This window comes from Paenibacillus plantiphilus (assembly GCF_927798095.1).
Lineage (GTDB): Bacteria > Bacillota > Bacilli > Paenibacillales > Paenibacillaceae > Paenibacillus_Z > Paenibacillus_Z plantiphilus.
The window spans coordinates 62065-81204 of the sequence record NZ_CAKMMF010000011.1; the positions used below are offsets into that span (position 1 = coordinate 62065).

Annotated in this window: 7 protein-coding genes; all 7 read right to left on the reverse strand. The window is 55.5% G+C overall.

Annotated elements, in window-relative coordinates; all coding sequences use genetic code 11:
- Window positions 1-36 precede the first annotated feature (36 nt).
- The 7 genes from L6H65_RS11490 to L6H65_RS11520 all read right to left on the reverse strand — a co-directional run bounded on the left by L6H65_RS11490 (window position 37) and on the right by L6H65_RS11520 (window position 19122).
- On the reverse strand, window positions 37-1662 hold the full coding sequence (locus L6H65_RS11490; protein WP_236342142.1) for a CPBP family intramembrane glutamic endopeptidase: 1626 nt from the start codon (window positions 1660-1662) through the stop codon (window positions 37-39).
- A gap of 130 nt (window positions 1663-1792) precedes the next feature.
- Window positions 1793-11068, reverse strand: coding sequence for a non-ribosomal peptide synthetase (locus L6H65_RS11495; protein WP_236342149.1), 9276 nt, complete (start codon window positions 11066-11068; stop codon window positions 1793-1795).
- A gap of 18 nt (window positions 11069-11086) precedes the next feature.
- A complete protein-coding gene (locus tag L6H65_RS11500) occupies window positions 11087-11803 on the reverse strand; it encodes a thioesterase II family protein (RefSeq protein ID WP_236342151.1) in 717 nt (238 codons plus the stop codon).
- Window positions 11800-13710 carry a cyclic peptide export ABC transporter gene (locus tag L6H65_RS11505; protein WP_236342153.1) on the reverse strand — a complete coding sequence of 637 codons (1911 nt, stop codon included), beginning with the start codon at window positions 13708-13710 and terminating at the stop codon, window positions 11800-11802. The genes L6H65_RS11500 and L6H65_RS11505 overlap by 4 nt, the downstream gene beginning before the upstream one ends.
- Before the next feature lie 25 nt (window positions 13711-13735).
- Complete coding sequence (locus L6H65_RS11510) at window positions 13736-14521, reverse strand: 4'-phosphopantetheinyl transferase family protein (RefSeq protein ID WP_236342162.1); 786 nt, start codon at window positions 14519-14521, stop codon at window positions 13736-13738.
- A 69-nt stretch (window positions 14522-14590) separates the two neighbouring features.
- Complete coding sequence (locus tag L6H65_RS11515) at window positions 14591-18004, reverse strand: non-ribosomal peptide synthetase (RefSeq protein WP_236342170.1); 3414 nt, start codon at window positions 18002-18004, stop codon at window positions 14591-14593.
- Between the two features lie 53 nt (window positions 18005-18057).
- Complete coding sequence (locus tag L6H65_RS11520) at window positions 18058-19122, reverse strand: hypothetical protein (RefSeq protein ID WP_236342172.1); 1065 nt, start codon at window positions 19120-19122, stop codon at window positions 18058-18060.
- Window positions 19123-19140: the final 18 nt, after the last annotated feature.

The window sequence follows — 19140 nt, forward strand, 5'->3', positions numbered from 1 at the left end:
TCACTTGAAGCGCGATACCAATGCATTTTGTAGGGATCAAGCGCTGATTTTCTGTTTATTTTCCATACGGCGAGTGCGAAGACCTGGTTCTCTGGACTTCCACAAACCGTACATAAGCGCAAGAATGGCAATCGAGCTAACGATCTGTGCAGTGTACAGCACCGCCGTATCCTCTGGAACACCTATATAGTTGCGGATAATGAAATACGCCGAGAACAGCACCAGTTCATTGACATATGTGACCCAGATCGAACGGTACCACATATACAGCAGTCCGAATATAACCGCGCCAGCCGTTCCATACAGCTTGGTTGGTAAATCAGCAAAGGAGAACATAATACCGTACAGAATGCCTGTAATAATCATTGCCGCCCATGCTGGCAGCGACTGCCGGATTTCATTGAACAGCAGCGCGCGGAACAATACCTCTTTATAGAGTGAATTGATCAGGAAGAAGCTGAAGAAAACGAGGGCGCTTTGGCCCAGGAAGAAACCAACAATGCCATGGAAGGCTGGAGCGGCTTCTTTCACCTCTGGAATGTTGAACAGGCTCATTACCCATATGGCCATGCTGACCGCCAGCAGTGTATTCATCACATGAACCTTCAGTTTGACATTGCTGAACCCGGTGATGGCGATCAAATCTTTATTGTAGAACCATTTGTAGATAAAGTAGAACAACGGCAGCGAGAGCAGCGCATTCGTGTACAGGCCGATAATGCCATACGGCGCAAGAGTTGGAAATTGTTTGATTACGTACCCTTCCCAAATGATGACGAGCAGCTGCAGGAAGAGGAAGTAGACCGCGACGATCAGTACGACTTTTCCAAGTGTGGCGGCATGCTTTTTCAAAGCGGGCGCGCCCTTCCACAGATAGACCAGCGACAGCCCGATAACACTCAGACATAACAGGCCAATCATCAGAAGCTCATCATTGGTGCGCCTCAGCATGGCATCATGCACGCCCCATCTTTGCGTAATCATCATCAAGCAGTTGACGACGACTCCAATTGCGATGGAAGCCCAAATGGACTGCGTGCGAATATAGACAAGACAGTACAGAATGCTTAGGAAAAAGGCGACGAAGCCGACCCACGGAGATGGCTGGAAGTAGCCATAAACAATGGACCCGACGATAACTGTAGCCCAGGCGGGCATAATTTTGCGCAGAGAAGTGTATACAATGCCGCGGAACAGCAGCTCCTCGAAGACGACTGCAAAGAAGCCAACGCCGAGAATGACATAGATGAAATAATCTGCTTTGCCGAAATCTTTGACATAGTTCGCCAGCTCGTCCGTGTTCTCCCGAACCCAGCTAAGCTGCATGACCGAAATATACAGGAAGGTACAGGCAACACCGATGAGACCCATGAGCGCCCATTGGCCGGCCTTTAAATTGCGGAACTTGGCGGCCTTAATTATACCTTCAATCCTGCCTTTGCTGACCTTTCGCTGAATGTAGGAGATGAGCAGGTAGAGCAGGAACACAACAGCAAATACGACACACAGGTAAACCGGTATATTGCGAATCATATAATCAAAATAGGCTGGATACTTCTGTATAAACAATACTCCGTGCAGCATGTAAACCAGCATAAACACGCCTACATATAAGGCAGCATGCAGAATCGGACCCATTATCGTCCTGAACGTTGATTTCACTTCGCGACGCCTCCCAATTTATAAATCCCTCGAATTTCGTTGCACGCCGTTTCGCGGCTTATGATGCAGCGTACACGGATTCCGCGCGCGCTGCATCTATGCCTGCGATCAGGAGTAGAATTACTGAATATTAATCCCTTGCGGCGGCCGCTTGCTCTTTGCCTGTCTGTTGGCTTGCAAGTCTGCGGCACCATGTCGGGAATTGCTGCATAAGCTCTTTGACCTTTTCCTTGCGAATTCTTGATCCGTTGTATTCGTTATTGAGCTGGATCGATTGCTCGCCTATGCCAACATTCAGCAGCAGATCCACCCGTTCCATCCAAGACGCAGGCAGCGCCGCGGACGGAAGCTTGCGGTATAAAGGAACGATAGAGGCATCCGATATATCCGCAGCAGACTGGCTTCTGATTGGCATTTCATCAACAGCCGGAAGACTGCTGAGCTGAGCATTCAGCCAGGCTATCAGCTCTGAGAGCCCGCCCGTCGCTGTCAGATCGACTGGAAGCACCACAATGCCGTTGCCAGGGCCAAAGCCGTATACCGGCAATTCGAATTTAGGCTGCTTCAGATTCTGAGCCAGCAGCACGACATAAACCGCAAGCGCCGCTACATCGGAATCAACTCCTTCCGGCTCGGACAGAGCGTTTAGTTGCTCTACAGCAGCCTGTCCCAGCGTCACTCGCAGGAAATCCCCCGCATGGGCTTCGCGTGATGAAGGCTGCCAATCCGCTGGAATCGGGATCGGCACAATCTCCGCGATTGAAGATCCACTGCCACGCTGCGTCAAATATTCCGCCAGCTTGGCTATCGTCGGATATGCGAATAGATCCGTTACACTCAGCGACACCGACAGCTCCTGCTCCAGCACACGATGCATGCGGATAAGCAGCAGCGAATTGCCGCCAAGCTCGAAGAAGTTGTCATTCACGCCAATCGTCTCGCGCTGCAGCAGCTCCCGCCATAATGCGGCCAGCCTCTCTTCCGTCTCGCTGGCCGGCGCTTCATAAGCGGTGCCTGTCTCCATCGCCATATCCGGCGATGGCAGCGCCCGCCGATCCGCCTTGCCGCTCGCTGTCAGCGGCATGACCTCCAACTGTACGAACGCTGCCGGAATCATGTAGTCCGGCAGCAGCTCCCCGCAGTGGCGGCGAAGCTCGCCTGACGTGCAGGCACGGTCAGCGACCACATAGCCGCATAGCTGCTTGTCGCCGCTTCCATCCTCACGCACCGTGACGACCGCTTCCGATACCGGCTCGAACGCCAATAGAATTCGCTCGATCTCGCCCAGCTCGATCCGATAGCCCCGAACCTTCACCTGATCATCGATCCGGCCCAGGTACTGAATCTCGCCGTTCTCCATCCAGCGCGCCAGATCGCCTGTACGGTACATCACCGTTCCCGGCACAAACGGATTCGGCACGAATTTCTCCGCCGTCAGATCAGGGCGGTTCGCATAGCCCGATGCCAGTTGCACGCCTGCTATGCACAGCTCTCCAGGCACGCCGATTGGCTGCGCCTGACCGCTGCCGCTTACAATATACAGCGCGGTGTTATCGATCGGCCGGCCGATCGGCACGAAGCCAAGCCCGCTGTCCGGCACACATTCATACACCGAGACGTCTACCGTCGCCTCTGTCGGGCCGTACAGGTTGATCAGCCGCGCATCCGCAAGACCGCAGCTCCGCGTCAGCGCATAGAATCGTTCCACATGCTCCGTATGCAGCGCTTCACCGCTTGCGAACACATGCTTCAGCGTGCCCAGCTTCCCGGCAAGCGCCGCTGCTGGCTCGCCCTGCACCGTCTCCAGAAACGCGGCGAGCATGGACGGAACGAAGTGCATCGTCGTTACCTTCCGCTGCCCAATCGCCTCCACCAGCTGCGCCGGGTCCTTCTCCGCTCCCGGCGGCAGGAACGCCACGCTCGCTCCCGCGAGCATCCACCAGAACAGCTCCCATACCGAGACATCGAAGCTGTACGGCGTCTTCTGCAGAATGACATCCCCCTCTCCTAGCGGGTAGGCGCTCTGCATCCAATGAATCCGGTTGATAACTGATTCATGGCGGATCATGACGCCTTTCGGCCGTCCGGTGGAGCCCGAGGTGTACAGAATGTACGCCAGGTCATCCGGTGCGTTCACCGAGACAACCGGCTCCACCGCACCTTCGCGCCATGCCGCTGCGTCAAGATCGACCAGCAGAATGGCAGCAGGACGATCAAGGTCAACCTTGCGACTGCCCTCTCCAAGCGCCGAAGGATCGCTGCTGCCGTCCGCAGCTGCGCCAACCCCAGCGATGACGCTTTCCGCTGTTGCCATCCAGTCCCGCTGCACGCAGATGGCGCGAAGGCCGCTGCCTTCGGCCATATACCGCAGCCGATCCTCCGGGAACTCCGGCGGCAGCGGCACATACGCGCCGCCCGCCTTGATGATCGCCAGAACACCGATCATCAGCTCCGCCGACCGCTGCGCCATCAGGCCGACCGGCTCGCCGCGCTTCACCCCTTGTCCGCGCAGATGGCTCGCGAGACGGTGGGACCGCTCGTGAAGCTCGCGGTACGTCAGCGTCTCGCTCTCGCAGGACAGCGCGATCCGCTCCGGCGTCCGTTCCGCTTGCTGGCGGAACATCTCATGCAGCGTCAGCTCGCGCGGGAATTCCGCTGCCGTATCATTGAACAGCTCCACGACCTGTCGACGCTCGCCGGCATCCATCAGCTCAATCTCCGCCAGCTTCAACGCTGGATCACTCGTGATGGCTTCCAGCAGACGAAGCCAGTGACTTGCCAACCGCTCCACCGTTTCCCTGCGGAACAGGGAGGTGCGATATTCGAATTGGCAGCGCAGACCTTGCTCGCCTTCCGCCACTTCCAGCGTAAGGTCAAACTTCGCGGTTGATCTTCGCGGCTCATGCGGCTCAAAAACAACGTCGCCGCATGCTACCTTCGGCATGCCGGTATTTTGCAGAACGAACATGACATCGAACAATGGATTGCGGCTCACATCCCGTCGAACAGCCAGCTTGTCTACCAGCTCCTCGAACGGGTAGCGGTCATTTTCCAATGCGCCAAGCACGCGCTCTTTGACAACCTCAAGCAGTTCCAGATAGGATTGATCGGCTCGCGCCTCGCCCCGCAGTACGACCGTATTCACGAACATGCCGATCAGATCGGACAATTCAACATGCGGCCTGCCTGCAACAGGCGATCCGATCCAAATGTCCTCCTGTCCGGTGTATCGATGCAGCAATGCGGTAAAAGCAGCCAGCAGCGTCATATAAAGCGTCGTGCCCGTGCTGGCCCCGAGTGCCGACAGCCGCTGCGCCAGCTCACTGTCAAGCGCAATGGATACGCTGTCTCCCGCATAATCCTGCCTTGGCGGCCTCGGATAATCGAACGGCAGATTCATAACTGGAATCTCGCCGCTAAGCGCATCCAGCCAGTACTGCTGCTGCTTCCCGGCTTCTTCCGACTGCAGCCAATTCTGCTGCCAGTGGGCATAATCCTTGTACTGAATCGGCAGCTCGGGCAGCTGTCCGCTTTCGTACGCTTCAACGAACTGCTTCGCAAGCACGACCGAGGATACGCCATCCGAGATCAGATGATGCATATCCAGCAGCAGCACATGCCCTTCCTGATTGAATCGAATGAGCTTCACCCGCAGAAGAGGGGCCTCATCCAGAGCGAACGGACGGATGAAGGCGGACAACAGCGAATCAAGATCGCTGTGCTCAGACTCCGATTCCTCCCAAACAATTGGAGCTGCCTTCGCCACAGACTGCATAGGACGTCCGTCCACCCATACGAAGGAAGTCCGCAAAGTTTCATGACGCTCCACAAGCGCGTGCACCGCCGACCTTAACCGATCCTTGTTCAGCTGACCGTGAATGTACAGGACAGAGGGCAGATGATAGCTCGTATTGTCCGCATCCATCGACTGCAGAACGAACAAGCGATTCTGTGGCGATGATAGCGGATAATACGGCTGCGGCTCCAGCTTCGGAATTCCGCCCCATTCATACTGCTCGCCGCCAGCCAGCTTCTCATCGATCAGTTGTGCCAGCTCGCGAACCGTTGTCCTGTTGAACAGCTCCCGCAACGGCAGGCTGCACTGAAATTCCCTGTGAATTTCAGCCGTTAGCGTCGCTGCCTTCAATGAGTGACCGCCAAGCTCGAAAAAGTTGTCGTTCACGCCAATCGTCTCGCGCTGCAGCAGCTCCCGCCACAACGCAACCAACTTCTCCTCCGTCTCGCTCGCCGGCGCTTCATAAGCGGTGCCCGTTGCCATCGCCATATCCGGCGATGGCAGCGCCCGCCGATCCGCCTTCCCGCTCGCTGTCAGCGGCATGGCCTCCAACTGGACGAACGCTGCCGGAATCATGTAATCCGGCAGCAGCTCCCCGCAGTGGCGGCGAAGCTCGCCTGACGTGCAGGCACGGTCAGCGACTACATAGCCGCATAGCTGCTTGTCGCCGCTTCCGTCCTCGCGCACCGTGACGACCGCTTCCGATACCGGCTCGAATGCCAGTAGGATTCGCTCGATCTCGCCCAGCTCGATCCGATAGCCCCGAACCTTCACCTGATCATCGATCCGGCCCAGGTACTGAATCTCGCCGTTCTCCATCCAGCGCGCCAGATCGCCCGTTCGGTACATCACCGTTCCCGGCGCAAACGGATTCGGCACGAATTTCTCCGCCGTCAGATCAGGCCGGTTCGCATAGCCCGATGCCAGCTGCACCCCTGCTATGCACAGCTCTCCAGGCACGCCGATTGGCTGCGCCTGACCGCTGCCGCTTACAATATACAGCGCGGTGTTATCGATCGGCCGACCGATCGGCACGAAGCCAAGCCCGCTGTCCGGCACGCATTCATACACCGAGACGTCTACCGTCGCCTCTGTCGGGCCGTACAGGTTGATCAGCCGCGCATCCGCAAGACCGCAGCTCCGCGTCAGCGCATAGAACCGTTCCACATGCTCCGTATGCAGCGCTTCGCCGCTTGCGAACACATGCTTCAGCGTGGCCAGCTTCCCGGCAAGCGCCGCTGCTGGCTCGCCCTGCACCGTCTCCAGAAACGCGGCGAGCATCGACGGAACGAAGTGCATCGTCGTTACCTTCCGCTGCCCGATCGCCTCCACCAGCTGCGCCGGGTCCTTCTCCGCTCCCGGCGGCAGGAACGCCACGCTCGCTCCCGCGAGCATCCACCAGAACAGCTCCCATACCGAGACATCGAAGCTGTACGGCGTCTTCTGCAGAATGACATCCCCCTCTCCTAGCGGGTAGGCACTCTGCATCCAATGAATCCGGTTGATGACCGATTCATGGCGAATCATGACGCCTTTTGGCCTTCCTGTGGAGCCCGAGGTGTACAGAATGTACGCCAGATCATCCGGCGCATTCACCGAATCGACCGGCTCCACCGCACCTTCGCGCCATGTCGCCGCGTCAAGATCGACCAGCAGAATGGCAGGACGATCACTATCGGCCTTGCGAATGCCTGCGCCAAGCGCCGAAGGATCGCTGCTGCCGTCCACAGCAGAGTTGCCTTCAAGCGAAGCTGCCCCATCCTGCAGATGCGCGGAACCGCCATCTTGCGCTTCGCCAGCTTCAGCTGCGCCAACCCCGGCAACGACATGCTCCGCTGTCGCCATCCAGTCCCGCTGCACGCAGATGGCGCGAAGGCCGCTGCCTTCGGCCATATACCGCAGCCGGTCCTCCGGGAACTCCGGCGGCAGCGGCACATACGCGCCGCCCGCCTTGATGATCGCCAGAACACCGATCATCAGCTCCGCCGACCGCTGCGCCATCAGGCCGACCGGCTCGCCGCGTTTCACCCCTTGTCCGCGCAGATGGCTCGCGAGACGATCAGACCGCTCGTGAAGCTCGCGGTACGTCAGCGTCTCGCTCTCGTAGGACAGCGCGATCCGCTCCGGCGTCCGTTCCGCCTGCTGACGGAACATCTCATGCAGCGTCAGCTCGCGAGGGAACTCCGCTGCTGTGTCATTGAACAGCTCCACGACCTGCCGCCGCTCGTCGGCATCCATCAACTCAATCTCCGCCAGCTTCTGCTCCTGCGACTTAACAATCGCTTCTGCCAAGCGCGCGAGATGACGAGACATTCGCTCGACCATCTCCAGACTTAACAGCGCTTCGTTATATTCCAGAATACAGGTCAAGCTGCCAGACTGCTCCGGGAATACATCCAGCTTCAAGTCCAGCTTGGCCGATCCCGTAGCAACGGTCTGCTGCTTGAATCGGCAGCCCTCCGCATCGAACCCGACATTAGCGGCCTCTGCCTGATTGTGAAGGACAAGCATCGTATCGAATAGCGGATTGCGCGACCGGTCCGGCTTGCTTCCAGACAGCTCCACTAATTTCTCATAGGGAATGTCAATATGATCAAAAGCATCCAGCACCGCGTCCCTGGTCCGGCTCCATACCTCGTGAAACGTTTCATCACCGCCGGCATGGATCCTTATCGGCACATAATTGTTGAACATTCCGACCATGCCCGCCGTATCGGGATGTGTCCTGCCCGCCAGCAGCATTCCGATCGACAACGCCGATTGCGAGCTGTAGCGGTACAATAGCGTGGAAAACAAAGTCAGCAGCAGCGAGGACAGTGTTGCCTTCTCCTGCTGAACCAGCTTCTGGAGCGCTTCGACAGTCGCTGCCGGCAGCTCCATCGTCACCGTTCCCCCGCGATAGCTGCGCCGCTCCGGTCTTGCAGCAAGCCCCGGCCAGTTCAACCCATCCAAAGGCTCTGACAATGTCTTCCGCCAATAGGCTTCACTGGCTTCCGAATGTCCAGCATCTGCCCCTTCGCTCTCCCATACCGCGAAATCCTTATACTGATTCTCAAGCGGCGACAGCGCTTCACCCTTCAGCAGGCTTGCAAATTCCTGCATCAGCACATTCATCCCGATGCCGTCTGAAGCGATATGATGCACATTGAGCAGCAATAGATGCTGGCTCTCTCCATCGGTATAGATCGCGCTTCTCAGCATCGGCGCCTTGCTCAAATCGAAGGGAGCGAGCAGCTCTGCAAGCCCTTCAGCCCCGATCAGCCCCTCAAGCTCTCCCTTCGCGGTCTCGAAATCGCCAGCTGTCCGATCAATCACCGCCATAGGCAGCGTAATATCGGCCGCCGGATGAACCCGCTGAACGACATCGCCCTCTATCCAGTGATAGGAGGTGCGAAGCGTTTCATGACGATCAACCAGCGCTTCAAGCGCCCCCGCGATCCTCTCCGGCTTCAAGGCGCCAGCAATGGACAATGCCAGCGGAATTTGATAGGCCGGGCCGATTCCGTCCGCCTGCTCCATCAAGTACATTCTTTTCTGCGCAACCGATACCGGATACTGGTCATTCCCGCCCCGCTCCGCCTTCGGCAATGCTCTCCATGCTTGAGATGCCCCGGCTCCTTCCTCCCGAATACGGTCCCACAGCAATACAGGAGTCGGATGGTCGAACAGGTCTCTGAGGGTAAGCTCAATGCCCCATTTTCTCTGAATAGAGCCAAGCACGTAAGCTCCCTTTAACGAATTCCCTCCCAATTCCATAAAATGATCGTCATTCCGTATCCCCTTGCTTCCTAATGCCTCTTGCCAAATGGCTTTAACTGCGATCAGATCCGGGTGGTCATTCCCAGACTCGGCGGCATTGGCCTCTACCGGCTCTGCGGCTCCGCTTGCCAGCCTTAGCTGCTCCATCTCCTCCAGCACGGAATCCCATTCCCGCTCCGCTAATCGCTCCACAAGCTTGAACCGCTGGGTCTTACCGCTCGTCGTACGAGGAATGGTGCGAATTGGAATAACATAACGGATGTCATAGCCGGTTTCCCGATTCAGCTGCCGGATCAGCCGATCCGCCAACGGGACGAAACGGTCCAATTTCCCCTTATGCTGCACGAACAGGACAATCTCCTCTTCCGCCGAGCCCTTCACTCTTGCGCCGCATACCGCTGTTTTGCCGTAGCCGACGCCCTCCATCGCCTCTGCCCGTTTCTCCAAATCATGCGGATAAATATTTTGCCCTCGAACAAAAATAATCTCTTTATGCCGGCCCGTTATAACAAGCCTGCCTTCCCGGAAGAAGCCGATATCCCCGGTGCGCAGCCAGCCGTCGCTTGTCAGCGCCGCTTCCGTCGCCGACGGATTGTTGTAATAGCCCTGCGTTACATTGGCTCCGCGAATCTGGATGTTTCCAACAGCCCCTTGGGGAGCTGGCGTATCGTCCATTCCGCATATCCGCACTTCGCAATCCATGACGGGATAACCGACATCAACGAATGTGATTGCTCTCTCATCATCCGCTTCCGCAAAGTCAACGCTTTGGCCGATACATAACGTTTCCCGCTCGATGTGTACCGCCAGAAGACGCTCCTCCACCGGAGGGAAAGTTACTGCCAGCGAAGCTTCCGCCATGCCATAAACCGGGAACATTGCAGCCGGGTTCAACCCATGCTCCGACAATTCGTCAACGAACTTGTCCGCCCATTCCGCAGAAATCGGCTCCGCCCCGTTGAAAATCAGCTTCACGCACGATAAATCCCAGCTCGCCGCTTGCTCCTTCTTGTACCAGCCAAGAAAATGCTTGTACCCGAAATTCGGGGAGGCAATTGACGATATCCGGTGTTCATTTACCTTTTCCAGCCAGAACATCGGATTCAGCATGAACTGTGCGGGCTGCATCAAATATTGGTTCATATTCGCATAAATCGGGGACAGGTGAAATCCGATTAGTCCCATATCATGTGTCAGCGGCATCCAGCTGAGAGACGAATCTCCATCCGCCGATTGGGAGCAGGAGACAATCGCATTCATGTTGGCAATGAGATTGCCATGTGTTAGAATAACGCCCTTCGGCTCTCCTGTAGAGCCGGAAGAGAATTGCAGAAAAGCGATATCATCCGGCATCGGACGATAGGGCAGCCCATCAGCAGGGAATTTCGTCTGATCGCCTTCCAGCTCAGCAAATTGTATCCTTGTCCCCCGCGCAGGCGAAGGTCCTGATGCAGAGTCATCCGCATTGCCAGCACCCTTTGCTTCCTCTGCCTCATCATCCGCCCCAGCCATATCCGTCAGCAGTGTCGGAGCATTCAGCATCCTCCACACATTGCGCAGCTTCTCCCTGTTCTCTTCACTGCCGCCGGCTGTCACAGGAACAGGTATGAATCCGCCGAGAATGCAGGACCAGAAAGCGATGACGAAAGCTCTTAAATCCTCGATCTGCAATACGATCTCGTCACGGGGACGTATTCCTCTTGCCCGCAAACCCGCCGCCATCGCCAAGCTTTGCTCATACAGCTCGCGGTAAGACAGCGCGGTCTCCGATTTCTTATGAATAAATGTAATACCCTTCCCACTCTCGGCTCTCTTCTCCAGCAGATCCGTCAAATGGACAAATGGTTTCATCGCCATCCTGCCTCCTCATTAAGCGAACAAAGACTCAATCGACTTGCTTATCGTCAACCTGCTCTGGAGAAAATCCATCAGCAGCTCAGCGTTCTCTTGCAGGTAGAAATGTCCACCCTCCATACGCACAATCAGGCACTCTGCCGTTGTATGTCTGGTCCATGCCTCTAAATCCGCTTCCGTCCACTTCTCATCCACACCCGCAACAATCGTCAGCGGCCAAGGGAGCGGACCCCTGTCCTCGTAGACATAAGTCTCAACCAAACGGAAATCAGCCCGCAGTATCGGCATAAAAATATCCATCAGCTGCTTGTGCGCGAACAATTCCGCCGAGGTTGCGCCCATATCCAGTATTTCCTGTGCAAACTCATCGTCAGGCAGCTCGTGAATCGGCGCTTCCTTTCTTAATACTTCCGGTGCAGGGCGCCCCGAGAAGAACAGCGCTTCCGGCGGCTGCAAGCCTTGCTCGCGAATGAGATGGCATACCTCATACATAATCATGCCGCCCATCGAATGTCCGAACAGCCCGTAAGGCGTGCCGTCCATCTGCGCCTTCAGCCTCTCCAGCACATCCTTGGCAGCATCAGCCATTCCTTCATAGAATGGATCATTTGTCCGAACGCCTCTGCCTGCAAGCTCAAGCGGAATGACTGCTGCATGCGCAGCCAGCCGTTTCTTCCACTTCTCGTATATGACTGCCGAGGAACCGGCAAACGGCAAACAGAATAGCTTCATGCAATCCGCCCCATTTCCATTTTGATCACCTTATCCGCCATATCGAAATACCGGTCATCATGGGTAATGACGATGACGCACTTGCCTCTTGTCTTCAGGTCAGGCAACAGGTTCGTATAGAAAAACTCGCGATATTCCGGGTCCTGATCCGCCGCCCATTCGTCAAACAGGCAGATCGGCTTGTCATCCAGGTAACTGACGAGCAGCGCCAGCCGTTTGCGTTGACCAGAGGATAGCTGTGTCGTACTGAAACGGCCATCCTGAATTCGCACCTTGCTCTGCAAGCCAAGCAGCTTCAAATAGCCGTTGGCCTCCTCTTCCTTGGAGGCGAAGTCAATGCCGTACAAACGATCAAACAAGTAGGCATCGCTGAAAATAGTCGATACATGGCTCCCGATATCTCCGGCGCCCATCGCCTTGCCATTCAAGGTCACAACGCCGTCCTTGGGCTCATACAGTCCAGTTATGAGCTTCGCCAGCGTCGATTTGCCGCTGCCATTGCCCCCTACAATGAAGATCAGCTCGCCGGAACGAAACTCGTAATCGATCGGCCCGACAGCAAATGCCTGCTCTTCATTCTTGCGGTATTCATACCGCGCTTCCTCCAGCTTGAGTGTTAACTCTGATGCAGGTGAATCCAGCCGCACTTCCTCCCAAGGCCGTTCCTGGAATCCCGACAGGTCTTTGGAGAACTGCTTCATCCGGTTCCAGCTGATACGCGCCTGGAACAGCTCCGGCAAGGAGTTCAGAATCGAAGTAAGCGGACCGGCCATATACAGAAAGACGAATACGAAGCTGCGCAGCGATCCTTCCTGAATGCTGGCGAACAGATAGGGAAAGGCGAATACGACACATCCGATAACAGCGGCAAACAGCATATCGCCAATAACGACGACATTCGCAACTTTGCCCTCTGCCATAATTCGCTTGTCCCGGTAAGTCTCGCAGCTTGCTCCCATATTGTCCCGGAAATCGCGCGCCTTGTTCCGATGCAGGTAAAGCTCCTTAAAGCCATAAATCAGATCATGAATAAATTTGAAGAAAACGTTCTGGATATCTCTTGTTTCCTCCCACAGCCGATTCGCTGACTTGATCAGAGTGAAGAAGAGCATTGAAGCAAGCAGGACGACGCCAAGCGACAGCAGAAACCCTTCCATGCTTATAAATGCCAGGTATACGAAGCCGGCGGCAATGGTAACCGACCATGTGCCCATGCTGACCAGTTTGTTGGCGAAGCTGCTCACCGTTTCCGTATCGTTGTTCAAGCAGGTCTCGATCTTGCCTCGCTCCATCGTCTCCACATTCTCATAAGGCGCGTTCAGAATGTTGGAGATGACCTCCATCCGTTTGTCGTATACGATTCCATTGGTCATGCGAATCAGTCTCAGACGCAGCAAGCGCTGTCCGAATACGAAGAACAGCATGCCAAGGACGAAATAAGGCAGCATATGCAGTCTCACCGTTCCGCTGCCCGCAATGGCCGCGTTGACTACGAAGATCATGGAAGCATTGCCAATACCGCTCACAAAGCTGAGCAGCATCATGCTTCCATAAGGTCTCTCCTTCTCCTTCGGATAAAGCATGACCAGCGTCAGATGAACGCCAATGAGAAGGAGGGCAGCAAACAGAACAACAACCGCAAGCACGCCCGATGCCGGAGCATCCTGCCAGAAGGCTGATGCGGATTGCTCCGGTTCGAATAATCTTCTGCACTCATAGAGACAGAAGCCAAGCCAGCCGTAGAAGGCCGCAGCCAGCCCTATGTTATAGAGATTGCGCCAGCCGCTGCCCCCTCCATATCGCCGGGCTCCCTTTTTGATGCCAACAAGCGCAGCTCCAATGCTCCACAGCGCTGCAAGCATCGCCAATATAAATACACCGTTCCAAATCCATGATACGCTGGGCATATTGTCTCCTCGCCGGGATGCCGCCTTAAGCTAACAGGTTGCCTATCCCTTCCGCCGTATAAATCTGAATAGTTGCTGGAAAATGAAGGCCTTCAGCGCAAACCGCAACCGGATGTAGCGCATCCAGGTTATACCGCTTCATGTGATAGGGTGCCAGTTGCGTCAGCCCTTCGCCTACGACAGAGAAGGTGTTCAGTCCTAATGACAATCCAGTCCCAACCGCTTTCACATAGCTCTCCTTCATCGTCCATATTTCATAAAACCGTCTGATCCGCTCGCCCTCAGTCCCGCTCCGCAGCTCAGCCTTCTCTTCAGCAGACAAATATTGCTCCACCCAATCAAGCTCCTGCTGATGGATTTGTTCAACATCGATGCCCACAGGGACAGTAGAAACCGCGCACACGCACCAGAGTCCAGAGTGCGACAGGTTGTAATGCAGACCTTCCATCCCTTCCAGGTACGGCTTTCCGTATCCATTCTCTGCGAATTGCAGCTCGCTTCCTTGGCCACACTGGGACCAATCGGCGCGAATTGCCGCTCGCAGGAGCATTTCTGCCATGAGAGAACGCCTTGCATCCTCTTGATGATAGAATCGCGGAAGCCGCTCTCTTCGCCTGGACGAGCAGAGCGCCGTCAACCGCTGTTGCAGAGTGCTATCCAGCGGATGGGATACATTCACCGCGTAGATACGCATATGCTGCTCTACCGAAGAGGCAGGCTCCTCGCGTTGAAGCTCCTCTACCTTCAAACCAGATACTGCCGCCAGAGGTATTCGCCCCCCTATCCTACTGCTTGTAATAAATTCGAACATGATGAATCTGCCTCATTGGCATCATAGCTATTGCGAATCTATCATTGCTCTTGCGAATCCGTATCATAGCTATTGCGAATCCGTATCCTTGTCCAAACGGGTCGTATAGCCGCCAAGCTCGCGGATCGTGTAGCACTGCTGGAAGTCCTCGGGAGAAACGATCAATCCGCGCGACTCCATCTCGATCTCCAGCTTCACAGCCAGCAGCGAATGTCCGCCCAGTTCAAAGAAGTTGTCATTCACGCCGACCGTCTCAAGCGTCAGCAGCTCCTTCCACATCTCCACCAATTCCGCTTCAATGTCGTTGGCCGGCGGCTCATAGGCCGCTTCAGAGCGCACCTGCGTCTGCGGCTGCGGCAGCGCTCCGCGATCTACCTTCCCGTTGGAGGTGACCGGTATTTGCGGAAGCCGTGTAAAATAAGAAGGTATCATATACGCGGGCAGCTCCCCGCTCAAGTAATCGCGCAGCGCGCGTACAGGAAGCTCCTCTTCCGCAGCATAATAAGCGCTAAGCACCTTCTGCCCCGAGCTGTCTGTGCAATCAATGACGACGCATTGCTTAATGGACGGATGTCCAAGCAGCTTCGCCTGGATTTCTCCAAGCTCAATGCGGTAGCCGCGGATTTTGACCTGATGATCCACTCTCCCGAGAAATTCAATATTGCCGTCAGGCATCCATTTCGCCAGATCCCCCGTTCGGTACATGCGCGCACCCTTGTCGGATACATACGGATCAGGCAGAAACCTTTCCTTGGTCAGCGACTCCAGATGATAGCCGCTTGCCAGACATTCGCCCCCGATGAACAGCTCGCCCCGCGCCCCGATTGGGCATGGCTGCAGGTTTCTGTCGAGAATATAGTAGCGGGCATTACGGATCGGCTTGCCATAGGGAATGCTAACCCACTCTGGCGCTATTCCCTGTACTTCATAACAATTCGACCATATGCAAGCCTCGGTAGCCCCGCCCAGCGCAGCAACGCGAGCGCCTTGGAACATCCGCTGCATATCATCCGGCAGCGTCAGTGGAATCCAGTCTCCGCTTAGCAGGAACAGGCGGAGAGGCGCAGCCTCCCCTTCATATTTCTCGAAGAAAGGCACGCTTTGGGCAAGCGCTGCCGGCGCCGAATCCCAGATCGTAATTCCGCTCTTGAATAATCGCTCCGGCCATGTCTCCGGACGGCGGACCTCCTCCTCCGAGACGATGTCAATGCTGCCTCCGGCGGCGAACATGCCGAACATATCGTAAACCGACAAATCGAAGCAGATAGAGGTAATAAAGAAAAGGCGATCCTGCTCATTAACGCCGAAGGTTCCGTTAACCCAGTCAATAACATTCACGACCGGTCGATGGGATACGACGACGCCCTTAGGCGTACCCGTCGAGCCTGAGGTGAACAGCACATAAGCCGTTTGCGCGGGATCGGCCGCTATCGCCAGCGGTGTCCGCTCCTTCTGCTCCAAATGCCAGCCAGTCGAGAATGGCTGCGACGGCGCTGCCGCTGCAGTCTCCGCCTGTGCGGATTTCACCATGACGACATCATAGCGGTATCTCAGCTCGTTCTTGAAGCCCTTCGTACGCCGCCGGATCTCCACCGACATGCCTGGGAACTGCTTGGCAAAGCCATGAAAGAAGTCCTCGTGGCAGTACAGAATTCCATCCAGATTCGTTCGCGTCTTATAGAAGGTTCCATGATTGCGCTTGAACTCCTCAAGCGAGGCGCGAAATGTCTCCTTGGACGCTTCATCCGGCACATCAGCTACGATGAGAGCTCCGCCTGGACGAAGCAGTCTGACCGCTTCCCTTAATACCTTCTCCAGATACAGATAGCCGTTAAAAAATTGGATCGTGCTCGGCAGCAGCACCGAATCATAGCTTTCGCTCGCCATGCTGGCCGTCTCTTCTGCGAAGCCAGTAACAAGCTCAATGTTCGTCTTGCCCTCCTGCTCCACAGTTCCCTTATTGCGCTCCTGTGTCACTGACGAGGGGTCTAGGCCCGTATACTGCCGATAATCATTCGCCAGATCAAACATAACAAGCCCTGAGCCGCAGCCGATTTCAAGGGCGGCCTTGTCCGCTCCCGTGAATGGACGAGCCAGCTCCAGCACCCGCTGCTTATACTCCTCAACATCCGCCTCCGTCAAATAGATGCCGGTATACGAGCTGACGAAGCCGCCTGCAGAGATATGATCCGTTGCTCCTGCTGACAGATCATCGAACATTTTGACAACGAGCTCGCGGTCCGAATTGCCGCCTTCCGGCTCCGGTCCAGCTTCGTCAAGCAGAACAACCTCCGTCAGCCGCGAGGATCTCCACAGCAGATCAGCGACAGGCGTGAACAGCTCGCGCATCGTTACCAGATGCGATGCGCCCACTTCCTCCAGCACCGTCTCTACTCGCCGCTTCGGCCATGATGCATCCATCGGAACATATGCCCCTCCAGCCTTGAGAATGCCGAGCAGGCCAATGACCATCTCGAAGGAGCGTTTGGCCAGAATAGCCACTCGAACCTCTGGTCCAACACCAATGCGCTGCAGTCTGCGAGCCAGCTGATTCGAGCGTTCGTCAAGCTCTCTATAGGTCATCGCCTTGTCCTGGCATACAGCCGCAGTTGCCTCCGGTGTACGAGCCGCCTGATTCATGAACAATTGATGCAGCGTCGTATCGCTGGGATAGGCTCCCCTCGTATCGTTGAATGCGTTCACGACCTGCTCCCACTCCGGGGAAGCAAGCATATCCGCCTCCCCGATTGGGGCGTCAGGCTCGGACAGCAGCCGTTCCATTACGCGCTGCCAATGCGCCGCGACGCCCTGTGCCAGCGAATCAGAATAACGGCTTCTGTTATACCTGATTTCCAGCTCGAATCCCGACTCCGTCTCTTCGAAACGGAATTCAAAATCCGTCATAGCCTCGTCCAGGAAACGCGGGGTTTGGAGACGATCAAAGCCTACTGCGATTGGAATACGGCAGTCTGCATCATTGACATTGCCCCAGCCTGCGTCCTGCACCAGCTGGGAGAACGGATAATTCTGGTGATCCAGAATGTCGACCAGCGTGCTTTTGAGCCCGTTCAAATATTCACGGAATGTTGCTGCTCCCTTGGGCTCTGCAGGAAATACCAGCAATCGGTTCGTCTGGCCCGGTGTCTCGGCCAGCTCGAAGACCGGCGTTACGACCAGCACCTCTGCACTATGCGCATACTTCTGCGCGACCAATTGAACGCCGCTTAGCAGAATGAGGTAGGCCGCGTAATCCGAGGTTCCCGACATCGCTTTGATGCCGCTGGCTAGCTCTTCACTGAAAGACATGCGCCAGATTGCGAGCGATCCGTCCCCCTCTGCCGATTCAGCATCTGTTCCTCTGCGATCCTCCGGGAAACGAGTCAGCTCGCGATCTCCCTGAAGCATTTGCAGCCAGAATTCCTTCTCATTGTCCAACTTTCCGCTAGATAATATTTTTTGGATTTCCAATGCATCGATTGACATTATGATCCTCCCCTTGTTTCTAGTTGTCTGTCACTAAGCAACCCCCTGCCTAGCTATGCGATTGGACCTTTACCCTCATTTCTTTGTTTTAGCGACTGCTCATACTGCTCCAGCATCTCGCAGACCAGAGGGACCTCTTTCTCTCTAAGCTGTCCCATCCGCTCGATCATCTGCTCCAAATACATGTTGTTGAAGCTGAGCAAATATTTGAGCATCATATTTCTTGTGACTAATGTGAACTGCTCCAATTCCTTGTACCCGTTCACGATAGAGGGACTGAATTCGAAATGGCCATGCTCGGCCATATAGGACAAACGTTTGCACATCATTTTTTTATGCTCCCAAATAATATGGAACGGACGATGATCGACGATGGTTTGTCCATCAATATGTCTCCGCAGCAGATTTTGCAGCTGATCGTACACATCTACCCCCCAGTAATAAGGGCTCGTTCTGCGAAAGGCGGATTCCGGCATCCGTGTATGGTCGGATTCCTCGCAGTCAACAAAATCTCTGAGCTGCTCCATGATCCATGGAAGATTGAAATCGTAGCATGCCTTCGTATCCTCATTCAGCCGAAGCAATCTTGTGAAATTCGTGTAGAAGAAATCCGAGGTTTCAAACCCCTTGAACGCCTCGTCGATAAGATCGTAATCGAACCATGCAGTGGAATAGCTTTGATTGGAGAAATAGCCGCTCATCAGAAACAATCTTTTCTCGTCGTCATAGCCGCTGAACATAACGGAATGCGGATTGCTCAGATTCTGATAGGCGACCGCTCCGGGAATATAGAACTCATCCACATAGGTCCATACATAGAAGTTGCGGTCAATGGAATCCCGGACGAAATCGATAAAAGAAGGCGAATAGTGGAGAATCGTATCCCGCGTGAAGCGCTGAGAGCCCTGGAAGCAAGGGATGAGATGCTCTTCTGCCGTCTGGGTGTAGTAATCCATATCACTGGTAGGACCCCAGTCCCGCAGACAAATTTGAATGTAGTTGCTGTACACCCATCGCATCGCATCCTCATCGGTATACATCACAGACAGGGCGAAAGTGAAGTGCGTGTAAGCAGTAATATCTGGCGTTGCTATAGGCAAAATCCGGCTGGCACACATTCTATAGTTCCTCCCTCA

Bases quoted from the DNA above. Each gene is read 5' to 3' on its own strand.
- L6H65_RS11520 (WP_236342172.1), bottom strand. From the start codon at position 19,122: ATGTGTGCCAGCCGGATTTTGCCTATAGCAACGCCAGATATTACTGCT.
- L6H65_RS11500 (WP_236342151.1), bottom strand. From the start codon at position 11,803: ATGAAGCTATTCTGTTTGCCGTTTGCCGGTTCCTCGGCAGTCATATAC.
- L6H65_RS11505 (WP_236342153.1), bottom strand. From the start codon at position 13,710: ATGCCCAGCGTATCATGGATTTGGAACGGTGTATTTATATTGGCGATG.
- L6H65_RS11515 (WP_236342170.1), bottom strand. From the start codon at position 18,004: ATGTCAATCGATGCATTGGAAATCCAAAAAATATTATCTAGCGGAAAG.
- L6H65_RS11510 (WP_236342162.1), bottom strand. From the start codon at position 14,521: ATGTTCGAATTTATTACAAGCAGTAGGATAGGGGGGCGAATACCTCTG.
- L6H65_RS11495 (WP_236342149.1), bottom strand. From the start codon at position 11,068: ATGAAACCATTTGTCCATTTGACGGATCTGCTGGAGAAGAGAGCCGAG.